At 35.9% G+C, this 13,059-nt stretch carries 11 protein-coding genes; all 11 read left to right on the top strand.

The window, feature by feature from the left end:
* The first annotated feature begins 337 nt into the window (after window positions 1–337).
* The 11 genes from crtA (at window position 338) to KV40_RS36925 (ending at window position 13,047) form a co-directional block, all read left to right on the top strand.
* Window positions 338–1,201 (top strand): cyanoexosortase A, encoded by an 864-nt coding sequence (gene crtA / locus KV40_RS07440; RefSeq protein WP_156113973.1) that lies wholly within the window; start codon window positions 338–340, stop codon window positions 1,199–1,201.
* Between the two features lie 49 nt (window positions 1,202–1,250).
* Window positions 1,251–1,982 (top strand): cyanoexosortase A system-associated protein, encoded by a 732-nt coding sequence (locus KV40_RS31955; RefSeq protein ID WP_052055450.1) that lies wholly within the window; start codon window positions 1,251–1,253, stop codon window positions 1,980–1,982.
* Between the two features lie 105 nt (window positions 1,983–2,087).
* Window positions 2,088–2,795 carry an HpsJ family protein gene (locus tag KV40_RS07430; protein ID WP_036479515.1) on the top strand — a complete coding sequence of 236 codons (708 nt, stop codon included), beginning with the start codon at window positions 2,088–2,090 and terminating at the stop codon, window positions 2,793–2,795.
* A gap of 233 nt (window positions 2,796–3,028) precedes the next feature.
* Complete coding sequence (locus KV40_RS07425; RefSeq protein WP_036479512.1) at window positions 3,029–5,431, top strand: polysaccharide biosynthesis tyrosine autokinase; 2,403 nt, start codon at window positions 3,029–3,031, stop codon at window positions 5,429–5,431.
* Window positions 5,432–5,503: 72 nt separating this feature from the next.
* A complete protein-coding gene (locus KV40_RS07420; RefSeq protein WP_052055449.1) occupies window positions 5,504–6,400 on the top strand; it encodes an ABC transporter permease in 897 nt (298 codons plus the stop codon).
* Window positions 6,400–7,683, top strand: coding sequence for an ABC transporter ATP-binding protein (locus KV40_RS07415; RefSeq protein ID WP_036479507.1), 1,284 nt, complete (start codon window positions 6,400–6,402; stop codon window positions 7,681–7,683). Before KV40_RS07420 ends, KV40_RS07415 begins: the two co-directional genes overlap by 1 nt.
* Before the next feature lie 72 nt (window positions 7,684–7,755).
* The gene (locus tag KV40_RS36930; protein ID WP_036479504.1) at window positions 7,756–8,244 is read left to right on the top strand and encodes an acyltransferase; all 489 of its coding nucleotides are present in this window, start codon (window positions 7,756–7,758) and stop codon (window positions 8,242–8,244) included.
* 110 nt (window positions 8,245–8,354) lie between these two features.
* A complete protein-coding gene (locus KV40_RS07405; RefSeq protein WP_036479501.1) occupies window positions 8,355–9,293 on the top strand; it encodes a sulfotransferase in 939 nt (312 codons plus the stop codon).
* A gap of 92 nt (window positions 9,294–9,385) precedes the next feature.
* Window positions 9,386–10,624 carry a glycosyltransferase family 4 protein gene (locus KV40_RS07400; protein ID WP_036479498.1) on the top strand — a complete coding sequence of 413 codons (1,239 nt, stop codon included), beginning with the start codon at window positions 9,386–9,388 and terminating at the stop codon, window positions 10,622–10,624.
* A 166-nt stretch (window positions 10,625–10,790) separates the two neighbouring features.
* Window positions 10,791–11,639, top strand: coding sequence for a sulfotransferase (locus KV40_RS07395; protein WP_036479496.1), 849 nt, complete (start codon window positions 10,791–10,793; stop codon window positions 11,637–11,639).
* A gap of 337 nt (window positions 11,640–11,976) precedes the next feature.
* Window positions 11,977–13,047: a glycosyltransferase gene (locus KV40_RS36925; protein ID WP_052055448.1), complete on the top strand. Its 1,071-nt coding sequence runs from the start codon at window positions 11,977–11,979 to the stop codon at window positions 13,045–13,047.
* The last annotated feature ends 12 nt before the right edge of the window (window positions 13,048–13,059 follow it).

The following is a 13,059-nucleotide window of genomic DNA, read 5'->3' as shown; positions in this document are numbered from 1 at the left end:
TCGTTGAGTTATGCTTTCTCGAATATATTTATCGAGAGAGGTTCTGCTCGTTGCTCTATGTGTTGGTAATAGGCAAAATTGAAACAGTAAAAGTAACATTACTGAAAAATTAGTCTCACTCATCTACTTAAGAGTGTTATTAAATCGATCGCGACAAATGCAGTAGAGTTATGCCAAAATTTTAAAGACCAATTTTTAACTCAACAGTTGTTTGCTCCGAGAGCTTAAGTTAAGTTGAACTTTCATTTATGAGCAATAGCTTCCTCAAACGCATTCTGGTTTTTCCAACTGCAAAACAATTTGGCTCGCTTTATGAGAAAGAATTAATTAAGTAAATATGACTACAAAGATCGATACACGACAAAAGCGCGATCGCTTCTGGCTGTTTTTTAGCTTAATTAGTCTGAGTATTCTCTATCTCAACTTAATCTGGAGAACTACTACAGATCTAGATCGTCTAACAACAGATAGTTTATTTTGGGCGGTAATTCTATGGTCGCTCTGGTATAAGCGCGATCGATTCAGTTACGATAGCGGTCTAATTTCAAGCTTTGTAGGTTGGTTTTGGCTTTCAATAGTAATGACAAAAACTATTACCTTGTTTTGGTTTGAATCGACATTACTACCGATACTTCCCTTTAGTGCGGCGATCGCTCTAGCGGTTATAGCTTCTGGATTTAAAGGATTACTTCAGTATTGGCGAGAACTATTTTTTACCGCGTTCCTCTTTTTTCCTGTGGGAGCGATGGGATATTTTCTCGATCGCCAGACTGATATCTCCCTCTGGACAGCCAAAGTTGCTACTTATCTACTGTATTATTTTGGTTTTAATGTTGCCAATCAGGGGAATGAAGTGCTGCTTTTTTTGCCCAATTTTGGAGAGTTTCAAGCAACTATACTTTATCCGTGTACTGGAGGTCCAATGATTCTCTTGATGCTCAAGCTGGCTCTACTGCTGTCGATTTTGATGCCGTTAGAACAAACGCAACGCTTGTTTTTACCTGTTATCTCGATAGTGGTCGGATTTATTTTGGGAGTAATTCGAGTTTGTATTTTAACCCTGGCAATTCCCAAACCTGCTGAATTTGATTATTGGCATGGTTCTGAAGGTTCTCAAATCTTTTCTACTTTAGCCGTGGTTATCTTTTCACTCTTTTGCTACTGGATAGTGCAGCAGCGAGAACTAAAAATTGAAACCTAAAAATATCTTTTTTAAACTTTAAATTTTTAGCAGACAGCACCCAAATAAGATGAATAATATTGTAGGTAAACATCAGTGGCGCAGTTTGATTCATGCTGCTACTGGTATTAGTCTTGGCGCGATTGTTTTATCTAGTTTGTTTACACCAACAGTAGGCAATCGTCAGGTAAAATCGATGGCATTGCCCAACCGCATTGCTTTAAATTCGTGGCAACAAACCGCTCGTCAAACTTTGAAGGTCTCATCTGAGCCAGATAATAATAATGAAGAGATTGCGGTAGCAGCCAGCTATCACTACCGTCGTCAAGCATCCGATACCGACGATTCAGAAGTTAGAAAATATAAAAATCTAGTTCACCTGGAAGCAGAACTACGTTATATCGTGGGCACTAGAGGAGATATAAAAAAGTATATTGCTAGCTATACGGATACTAAGTCCCAAGATGTAGATAAAGGTAAACTAGTACGATTAGAAGACATCGGCTATCACTACCTATTTACCAGTGGCGATCGCGCCTATCTTAGTAGCTGTATTAGTCCCCGCAGCCAGAGTAATGTTACCCACCAGCAATTTTCACTCAATCGCTATCGACACGATCTCAAGCTTCAAGTGTGGTGGAATTGGCTCTGGGGAAATGCTAGTATTCGCGACCGTCGTTGTTTGTGGACTCATCTATCTATGTCAAAGGACAAAACTAATCTTCAGACAGCTTATGAAACTTTAGAAGCGGCTTGGATAGAATGGTATCGTTGGTGGCAGCCTCGTTTTCCTGGTTTGTAATCGCTAGATAATTTTTATTTTATAATTGTCAATCCCTACTTTAGAAATTTTGCCATTATACTGGACGAGTTTAAATTCTTAACTAGTTAAGCACAAAAACTAACCATGAATATTTCACAGGAGCGACAAATATTTTCTTCGGGAATTTTACGCTTAGTTGGCTATGGCTTACTAATCTTGGCATTAATCGACTTGTTTTTTTTGCTAATTCCACCACAGTTAATGAACCCTGTTTGGGAATTCCAAACTATAGGTGCAATTATCGAACGAATTCCCGTATCGCTTTTAGGCATAGTTTTGGTTTATTATGGCGAGAGAAGCGATCGCGCACCTATAGAATTTTTGATACTTAGGTGGTTGTCTCGACTATGTTTAATCGCATCAATAGTTTTGCTACTCATGATTCCACTAAGCATTACTAATAGCTTTCGTATTTATTACCAGCACAGCGCCGAAGTAAATAGTCGTGTTGTAGGACAAATAGATGCTATGGAAAGTTTTCAAGAACGCATTAAGTCAGCTAATTCTGCTAACGAGATTGGAGCGATTTTACAACAGCAAGCCAGTCAAAAAGTTAATATTACTGATTCTATAAATCCCGCTCGACTCAAAACTGAAATTGTCGAAAAACTACAAAACAAACAAATAGAGTTACGAAACAAATCCCAAGCTTTACGCTCGCAAAAACGCTCGGTTTTATTAAAAAGCTGTTTTAAGTGGAATCTCGGTGCTTTAATTTCTTCAATGTTATTCTTTTTTATTTGGAAAAGTACGCTTTGGGCACGTCTAGAAACCAATATGGAAGATTCATAGTTGAATTTAACTAGACAATCTACTTATTTATGACAGGAAAGATAAATTAGTAAAAATACTGAAGCTTTAAATACTAAAAAAAATTAGCATAAATGGGCAAAGTTACAGATTGCTTTTGCTATAAGACAGCTAGCTAGTAGCCTGTATCGCTTTTTTATGCTCGGTATATTTATCATTTAGTTCGTAACTATAGTTGTCAAATAAGATCGGATTTCTAGCTCTAAATTCAAAATATGAATAATAACATAATTAGACCAGACATCATCGATTTCAGTAACATAAATTCTCAGGAAACAAGTTTTTCCCTAGTAGATTTAAAACAAATCGTTTATCGTCGTTGGAAACCAGCTTTAGCAGTAGGCATTGTTGCTTTTACGGGATTCTTTTTATCAACTATTTTAAAAACCCCTCAATACCGCTCTGAGACACTAATTTTATTGGAAACTCCTCAAAATCAACAGGCAGCTTCCGTAGCACCAACCGAAACACCTGCAAGCAAATTTTACAGCATCAAAGATTTATCTACTGAAATTTTTGTGCTTCGCAGTAATTCTATGGTGGCAGGAGCAATAGATAATCTCAAAGATCGCTATCCTAATATTTCTGTATCTCAAGTTGTTGGTAATTTATCTATTTATCAAGCAGCAACCAATGAAATACCTACTGATGTACTGGTAGTTTCCTATACCGATGCCGACCCTGAAAAAGCCAAGGCTGTCTTGGAAGCTTTAGGCTCCACTTATGTAAATTATAGTCTAGAAAAGCAGCGATCGCAGGCAACTAAAGGAATTGAGTTTATCAACTCGCAACTACCCAAAGCTCAAGAAGAATTGGACGATGCAGCTAAAGCTTTACGTCAGTTTCGTCAGGTAAATCAAATAAATGACCCAGAAGCATCGGCAACTTTAGCTACGGGAACCAAGTTAACTATAGAAGAACAAATTCGGGGAACAGAAATAGCCATAGATTTGAAGCAAAAACAGGTAAAAGTTTTAGAAAAGCAGCTAGCAGAACTGGGTCAAGACTCTGAAATTATGGTAGCGGCATCAGTACTAGGACAAGACGGAGTCTATACCAATCTAGCTACAGAGCTTAAAGAGATCGAAACTCAATATAATTTGGGTAAAGTTAACTTTCGTGACAGCTATTATGTCATGGAAGACCTAAAAGAAAGACAAAAAGAACTTAAAAAGCTATTAAAAGAAAGAGCGCGACAAGTTCTGGGAAATTCGGTTTCTCCCGCCATAGTCGATCGCGTAGTTTTAGCTCAAGGAAATAATAATACAGCTTTAACACCGCAGACTGATGCTTCAGCAACTGCTGACAACACAGCCTCTAGTTCTCAATCCGATTCAGGAACGACAGCGAAAAACGCTCAAGAAGACATTAATTCTGAGGGTTCTATTCTGCTATCTTTTGCCAATCAAAAACTACGGTTGGAAACTGAAATTGCTACTCTACAAAGTGAATTGGCAGGTCTAAAACAAAGCAAACTACAAGCAGAAAATACTTTTCAAAGCATTCCCCAACTCCAGCAAACTTATACAGAACTACAGCGTCAACTAGGACTAAAATCTGAAGCATATAACTATTTATTAGGAAGACGACAAGAATTGGAAATTGCCGAAGCTGGAGAAACTGCACCTTGGCGTATTCTCAATGCTCCTTTTTTACCAAGTAAACCTGTTTCTCCAGACATCAAACAAGGATTGTTTATGTCTCTTGCTGCTGGGGTCTTTTTAGGAATTGCTACAGCTTTCATATTGCAACAACTCGACCAGCGCGTCAAACAAGTAGAAGAAGTCAAACAGTTAACTAAATTGCCCGTATTGGGAATTATTCCTAGAGTTGACGAACCACAAATTGACATCAACATTCACACAACTAGAAGATCTTACTCTTACTATTCATCTTTTACCGAAGGTCTGCGTTCTTTAGCCATGAATCTACGCTACCTAATGATTGAAACTGGTCGAATCAAAACCTTGGCTATAACTTCTTCTACTTCGGCAGAGGGTAAATCGACGATTACCCATAACCTGGGCTTGGTATTAGCTGAGTTTGGTTTGCGAGTACTGATTGTCGATGCAGATATGCGTAAACCAAAGATACACAAATTGGCTCAATTACCAAACCAAAGTGGATTGAGCGATGCGATTACTCAAGAAGAAGACTGGACTAACTACGTGCAAACAGGTACAGTAGAAAACCTCAGCATAATTACCTCTGGAGAAACTTCTCCCAACCCAATTGCTTTATTAAACTCCGACAAAATGAAGCAGTTAATTAACCAGTGGCAACAAGCATATGACTATGTACTTCTCGATACACCTCCTATTGGAGTAATTGCCGATGCCAAAAGTATTGCCAGTCAAATAGATAGCTTTCTCTTTATTGCAGGTATTCAAAGAGTCAATCGTAAGGCAATTGGTAACTCTTTAGAAATTTTACGGAGTAGTCAATGTAACATTGCTGGAGTTGTAGCTAATATGGTCGATCCTGAATTTGATTACTATGCTTACTCTTACTATGATTCTTACTACAATCAATCAGCTTCAAATGCTGATGGTAATGAAGATAGACAAGAATCAGAGAGTAGAATTAGCAACATTATGCAGCAGTTCCGCCGCCGTTAATTTTCATCTTGAGAATATACATAGCACAAACAAAATTACCTTCAATTCTTGGAAAATTTACTCAGCCAAGCCATGAAAAGATTGAGAAGTAAAAAAGTGTCGAAAAAATTGACAAATAAGTGGAATTCACGGGAAGTTATCTATACACCAGAAAGTCTGACTAGACATCCCAAACAAATGTTTTATAAGATGTGGCGAGACTTGCTAGCATCTAGAGAGTTAGCCTGGCGGTTGTTAGTTAGAGATATTAAGGCTAAATACCGTCAGTCAATTTTAGGAATTTTGTGGGCTATTATCCCAGCTGTAGTGACAGCAGCTAGCTTTACTTTTGCCAGAGAAAGCGGTGTGGTCAATATTGGTGCAACTGACTTACCCTATCCTGCTTATGTCATGTTTAGTATGACTTTGTGGCAAACTTTTACTGAAGCTCTTAACGGTCCGCTGCAAGCCGTAACTTCGGGAAAATCTATGTTAGCAAGAATTAATTTTCCTCGTGAAGCGTTGATTTTAACCAAGCTAGGAGAAGTCTTTTTTAATTTCGGAATCAAGCTAATTTTAATTATTTTGCTATTTATTTGGTTCAAAATGCCTATAGGTTGGAGTGTAATAATTGCACCTGTAGCTTTAATTCATTTAATTTTGTTAGGTACTTTTATAGGTTTGCTAATAGCACCGTTAGGAGTTTTATATCAAGACTTTTCTAAAGGTATTACCCTGGCTACGGGATTTTGGCTATTTTTAACTCCTGTTGTTTATCCAATGCCAAAACAGGGACTGTTTGGTACCATTGTCAATCTCAATCCAGTAACTCCATTACTAGTAACTACCAGAGAACTGGCAACTACTGGCATTGTTTCAGATCCAGTTGGCTTTTGGGTAGTTAGTGCAATCAGTTTGGGAGGATTACTATTCGCTTGGATGACTTACTGTGTGTCAATACCATATATAGTTGAGAGGATAAGTTCATAATGACTAGTACTATAGAACACAATATTTCTCAAAAGTTTCAAGATAACGACATCGTTCTCAAAGTTGAAAGTGTTTCTAAAAAGTTTTGTCGTGACTTAAAACGCTCTCTGTTTTATGGAGTACAAGACATTACTAGTGATTTATTAGGGTTGAGAGAAAATAGCGATAAATTAAGACCTAGCGAATTTTGGGCACTAGATAATGTTAGTTTTGAGTTACGACGAGGAGAGTCGGTAGGTTTAATAGGCAAAAACGGTAGCGGCAAATCGACTCTACTGCGAATTATTGCGGGCTTGATCAAACCCGATCTAGGAACGGTTAGAGTAAAAGGTAGAGTAGCACCTCTAATTGCTCTAGGCGCGGGGTTTAATCCTATTCTTACAGGCAGAGAAAATATTTATGCCAACATGTCCATTTTAGGATTATCTAAGAAAGAGATCGACGAACGCTTTGATGACGTGGTTGAGTTTGCCGAAATAAGTGAAGCGATAGATTCACCGGTGCAGACATATAGTTCGGGAATGGCAGCTAGACTAGGCTTTGCTAGTGCAATTTATACCGAGCCAGATATTCTTTTGATTGATGAAGTGTTGGCAGTAGGAGATATAAGGTTCAGACGCAAATGCCAACGTAAACTAGTCGCTTTGCTGCAAGCAGGCAAATCTTTTATCTTGGTCAGTCATAATTCTCAGTCGATATTAAACATCTGCCAATCGGCTGCATATCTTTCAAAAGGTAATTTAATCGACTCGGGCGACACCCACGAAATAATTACTAAATACGAAGAAGAGCTGTTTTTTATTGGCGGCGATAAAGCTTTTGGTTCGATGTTTTTACCAGAAAAGCTGGAGAGTGAAAGCTTGGGATTAGATGTCACCTCCGTACAGTTTAAAGACAATTCGGGTAACACAATAGAGACATTAACAAGTGGAGAATCGGTCACTTTATCTATAGGTTGTAAAGTTCATAAAGCAAGCAACAATATAAATTTATTTATTGCTATTAAAGAAATGATGGGAGAAAACGATCTGGTTTTACATCTAAGTAGCTTTAATGATGGTAAACCTCTAGCCTTACCTGTAGGAAAACACCAAATACAACTTCATTTACCGTATCTTGGCTTAAAACCAGGTCTATACAATTTAGATTTTTCTATTAAAGAAGGTTCAATTTGTGGTTTAGATAAAGTTCCATCTTTTAGATTCAAAGTGATCGGAAGAGAAAGTATGAGCAGATGTCTATTCTATCAACCAAGAGAATGGGGCGTTTTATGTAAACGATGATTCTACCATTTTCATTCAAGAAAAATTAATAATTAACTTACTTTGTTTTTTTAAAGAGGAATAACAAATGACATGAATTTACTCAAAACTTTTAAACACAAGATAAAAAACAAGCTCATTAATTTTTTTTTTGAAGCACTGAAACAAGAAGTACAAAACATATTTTTAACCGAGCCAATGATTGTAGGACCGAAAGAAAGACTGCATATATCAGAGAACGTAAAAAAAAATAATTTTCTGGTAAATACCAATTCTGGCGAGGTGTACGTAAATGATTATGTTTTTTTTGGCAAAAACGTGTGCTTGATTACTGGTACGCATGACTTTACCAAATTTGAAGATGAAAGAAGAAAGACAAGTCCCAAAGAGGGAAGAGATATAGTAATCGAGAAAGGAGTTTGGATTGCTACTAATGCAACTATAATCGGACCTTGCATTATCGGTAAAAACGCTGTAGTCGCTGCTGGGAGCGTAGTTACAAAAAATGTCGAGCCTTTTACTGTAGTTGGGGGAGTACCAGCAAAAATTATAAAACGTATTCAACAAAAAGAAGATGAATAAATAATTGTTAAAACTAAAATTTGCTCTTCTCATAGATTCTGTACACATCAAATTCATCTATCCACTTCATTACTCGATTAAATTACTATTCAAATAAGAAAAATAATCCAATGTCTAGTTCCGAACTAACAACACGAGTCAAGCCGATAAGTTGGTACAACTTTTTAAGTTGGGCGCGTGAAACAGCTATCAAAGATAAGAGAACATACTGCTATAAAAGTCGGTCGATGTCGGCTCGTCGATTTTGGTGTACGTTAAAACCAAATCTACGACAGCCAATTTTTATTGTTGGTTCTCCTCGTTCTGGTACTACATTTTTAGGCTCGTGTATAGCAGAACTACCAGAGATTTCTTATCATTTAGAGCCTGTAGCTACGAAAGCTGCAGCACGATATGTTTATGAAAATAAATGGAACAGTATTAAAGCCAAATGGTTTTATCGTACGGTGTATGCTTGGCTAATGCGACTCCATTTTGATGGCGACCTTCAATTTGCCGAAAAAACTCCTCGAAACTGTTTTCTAATAGACTTCTTGTATCGAACGTTTCCAGATGCAAAGTTTATACATATAATTCGAGATGGCAGAGATGCTGCACTTTCCCATAGCAAAAAACCTTGGTTGCAGGCTGCTTCAGCTAAATCTGGAAAAAGAGAAACTGCTGGTTATTTACACGGTCCTTATGCTCGTTTTTGGATCGAAGCAGAACGCAAACATGAGTTTGAAGAAACTAGCGATATTCATCGCTGCATTTGGACATGGCGATGTCATATTGAAGCCATATTGGCACAAACGGCTAATTTGCCAGATTCCCAATATTACGAACTGCGTTATGAGGCCCTGGTAAACAAACCAAAAGAAGAAGCCGAACGTTTACTGAACTTTTTAAACATTGTCGATTCCGATTCACGAAATTTACTCTATCAGGAATTTGCTCGTGCCAATACTAATTCGTTAGGTCGATGGCAACAAGAATTATCGCCACAACAACTCGAACAAATTGAGATGGAGGCTGGCTCTATTCTACAAAAATTAGGTTATCTCGATTAGCTATTTTGGCGTTGCTGAATCGGGGTATGATTCTACAACTAATCTCGCTTAATATAAATTCACAAACAGTTTCTCAAGTGAATAAACAATCTATGAAAACTTTATTTATTACTCGTCATTTACCTTATCCTCCCATGGGAGGAGCAGCTTTACGCAATTGGCAAAATATAAATGTTATGCTGTATTTTGGTTCAATAGGGGTAATTTCTATCCAAGCGAATAATTCAAAAGATGATGCAAAGTATCCCGATCCACCTGAAGTTAGCTTATGTAAAAATTACTGTGTATCACAAATTCCTCAAAAAAACTCTGGTTGGCAAAAAATCAAAAATAAATTATGGTTTTTACAGCCTAAAACGCATCCTTGGACTAATAAACTTTATTCAGAGAAAGTAGCTCAAGAATTAGAAGATGTATTAAGAAAATTCAAGCCTAAAATAATAGTCTTTGAGGAACTTTGGCTGTTTCCTTATCTAAAAAGACTGAAAAAACACAAATGTTATTTTATATACGACACTCATAATATAGAAGCATCTCTAAGACAACAAATATATGGTTCGGTTCGAGGTATTAAATCCAAGATCGAATCGGCTTTTTTGCTAACTAAAGTTAAAGCTATTGAGTCTAGTTTTGTCCGTCAAGTCGATCGAGTTTGGGTATGTAGTGATGATGATGCTGCTTTGATGCAAAAATTATACGGTAAAAAATCTCACCCTCAAGTAGTTCCCAATGGAATTAATATTTCCGACTATGAGACTATAAAATTGGGTAATTGTCCTCTACCTAAAAACTTTCAAATTACACCTCATACTATAATTTTTATTGGTGCATTTAGTTATACACCTAATGCTGTAGCTGCCCAAATACTAATAAAGCAAATTTTTCCTGAATTACAGAAAAATTATTCAGACTGCCATCTACTGTTAGTCGGTCGCGAACCAACTAAACAGATGAAACAAGCAGCACAGAATAATCCTGGGATTACAGTAACTGGTAAAGTTACAGATATTCGTCCTTATTTAGCTGCTGCGAGTGTAGCAGTTGTGCCTCTACTCCAAGGAGGCGGAACTCGTTTCAAAATTTTAGAAGCCTTTGCTGCAGGTCGTCCAGTGGTAAGTACCTCTAAGGGTGCAGAAGGTTTAACAGCGCAAGATGAAGAACATTTATTGATTAGAAATACAACTGAAGATATTGTGGCAGGAGTTAGTCAGCTTTGGTCTAATTCTTTTTTGAGACAAAAATTGGTTGATTCTGCTTATGAGCTTGTTAAAGCAAAATATTCTTGGGAATCGGTTAATCTTAAGGTACAAAAAATACTAGAGCATATCTGAAGAAATATAATTAGATATTTACAATTATAGCGATCGCTTTTTAAGCTAGCAATAAAAATGGCTTATAACTGAGCTAATCATAGTTAACAAATAGCTTATTTAATATTTATTATTTACAATTTTTAGTCATATTTTTAAACAAATTAAATCGACAAATAATCAATAAATGAAGATATTTAGTTCGTCAAAAAGAAGATTTTTTTTAGTTGGATGTCCACGTTCGGGAACAACACTTCTACAAAGTCTTTTAACCGCACATCCACAGGTTGCTTCTTTTCCTGAATCTCATTTTTTTAGGTATCTTATTCCGAAGCACAACACAAAACGTTATAAATTAGGAATTGCTTCTCTTGAAGCTAGAATAAGATTTCAGGAATTTCTTAAAGAAATCGATCGTGAAGATATGCTTTCATACCTATCCCGATTTGCTATTTTTCAATATCAGCATATTCAAGCATTTTTGAACGTTTTAGATACAACAACTCAACAACAGGAAAAAAGTATTTGGATTGAAAAAACTCCAGGTCATGTACGCTATGTTGACTACATTGAAAAATACATTAAAGAAGTCAAATTTATTCATATAATTCGTAATGGTACAGATGTAATATCTTCTCTATATGAAGTAAGTCGTAAATATCCACAGACTTGGCATGAACCCTGGAGTATAGATAAGTGCATTAATCAATGGAAACAAGATGTACAAATCAGCCTTAGTTGTCAAGACAAACTCAATCATGTTTTAGTTCAATATGAACAGTTGGTACATAATCCTGCCTTAGTTCTTGATAAAATTTGTGACTTCATAAACATTTCTTTTGATGAAGCAATGCTAGAAAACTATACAATAGCTACCAAAAAAATAGTTTTAGAAAATGAGCCTTGGAAAATATCAGTAGGAGAAGCTATTGATAACAAAAATGGACAAAAATTTAATAAATTATTTTCTTCAGAACAAAAGTCCTATATTTTAAAACATTTAGAAGTTGTCCAGAAACAAATTAAGAGCTTGTGATAGCAAACCAAGTACAGCTATTTTATTCTAAATTACGACATTTTATGCATTCACGGAAATACGTTATTTTAAGTTTCATTAGTATTTGTTTATCGGTGTCTTAAAGCACCTAAATTTATTGCTCAAAACTAGAATGAAATAACCATGGTTACAACTCTAAAATTGAGTCAAGATTAAAACCTTAGTGTTTGACGTTGCAACATTAAACAAATAGCTTGTTTCGTGTTTTTACATGTATTAATTTAATAGTTATAGTTTAAAACAAAAGTCAATTATTTATTGCACGGTAAATAAAATAAAAATATATTTTATTTCTATCAAACAAAAACAATGTAAAATGGTTAATTCTAAACTTAAAATCGAAGTTCTTACACCTCGCCTACAATCAAATGAAAATAAATATTTGACTTGTTTATGGTCTTCTCTCAATGATTATAATGTGCAGATTAACGCTTTTTCAATTTTATGTAGTTTTTTTGAGCTTTTATTAGAGAAACATCACAATAAGATTATTCATCTTCATTGGGTTAGAGTATTATGCTTTTTTGACTCAAAAAATAAATATAAAACTTTAATATATTTTCTTATAACTATTCGTAATCTTATTACTCTTAGGCTCCTTGGCAACAAAATAGTTTGGACTGTTCATAATACTCATACACATAACAACAATTTTCCAGTTCTCGAACATATTTTGCGTTGGTTTTTAAGTCGCATTTGTAGTGACATTATTGTAATGAGCGAGTATAGTCGAAAAGAATTTGCGCATATGTATGGACGAACAAAACAAGTTCACATAATTCCCCATGGTAACTATATTGGTTCTTATCCCAATCAAGTTAGTAGATCGGATGCTCGACTCAGATTAGGTATTGCTCCGAAGCGCAAAGTAATACTGTATTTTGGGATGGTGAGACATTATAAAGGAATAAATAATTTAATCGCTGCATTTAATCAAATTGAAAACCCAAATGTGATTTTATTAATAGCGGGAATTCCTTTCGATCGCGATTTGTGTGCAGAAATCGAGCAAGCTGCTCGGAAAAATCCCAAAATTCAGCTTCGACTCGAATATATTCCAGATGAGGATATACAAATATACATGAATGCTTGCGACTGGGTCGTCTTACCATATCAAAAAATACTTAACTCTGGTTCGGTTTTGTTGGCATTATCATTTGCTCGACCTGTTATTGCTCCTCAAAAAGGAAGTATTCCCGAACTTATTAGTAATAAAAAACAGGGTTATTGCTATGACAAAGATTGCAATCTCTTAGCCACGATTAATAATGCCTTAGCTACTACCGATGAAGAATGGGAGGAAATGTGTACTCAAGCTTATGCACTTGCTCAAAAGTATGACTGGTCGAAAATTGGATATCAACTCTATCAAATTTATTCATACTGAAAGTAATAGGAG

This window comes from Myxosarcina sp. GI1 (assembly GCF_000756305.1).
Taxonomy (GTDB): Bacteria; Cyanobacteriota; Cyanobacteriia; order Cyanobacteriales; family Xenococcaceae; genus Myxosarcina.
The sequence above is the reverse complement of the archived record's forward strand: the minus strand, read 5'-3'. Positions and strand labels throughout refer to the sequence as shown.

Bases quoted from the DNA above. Each gene is read 5' to 3' on its own strand.
- KV40_RS36930 (WP_036479504.1), top strand. From the start codon at position 7,756: ATGAATTTACTCAAAACTTTTAAACACAAGATAAAAAACAAGCTCATT.
- KV40_RS07430 (WP_036479515.1), top strand. From the start codon at position 2,088: ATGAATATTTCACAGGAGCGACAAATATTTTCTTCGGGAATTTTACGC.
- KV40_RS07405 (WP_036479501.1), top strand. From the start codon at position 8,355: ATGTCTAGTTCCGAACTAACAACACGAGTCAAGCCGATAAGTTGGTAC.
- KV40_RS07400 (WP_036479498.1), top strand. From the start codon at position 9,386: ATGAAAACTTTATTTATTACTCGTCATTTACCTTATCCTCCCATGGGA.
- KV40_RS07425 (WP_036479512.1), top strand. From the start codon at position 3,029: ATGAATAATAACATAATTAGACCAGACATCATCGATTTCAGTAACATA.
- KV40_RS07415 (WP_036479507.1), top strand. From the start codon at position 6,400: ATGACTAGTACTATAGAACACAATATTTCTCAAAAGTTTCAAGATAAC.
- KV40_RS07420 (WP_052055449.1), top strand. From the start codon at position 5,504: ATGAAAAGATTGAGAAGTAAAAAAGTGTCGAAAAAATTGACAAATAAG.
- KV40_RS31955 (WP_052055450.1), top strand. From the start codon at position 1,251: ATGAATAATATTGTAGGTAAACATCAGTGGCGCAGTTTGATTCATGCT.
- KV40_RS36925 (WP_052055448.1), top strand. From the start codon at position 11,977: ATGGTTAATTCTAAACTTAAAATCGAAGTTCTTACACCTCGCCTACAA.
- KV40_RS07395 (WP_036479496.1), top strand. From the start codon at position 10,791: ATGAAGATATTTAGTTCGTCAAAAAGAAGATTTTTTTTAGTTGGATGT.
- crtA (WP_156113973.1), top strand. From the start codon at position 338: ATGACTACAAAGATCGATACACGACAAAAGCGCGATCGCTTCTGGCTG.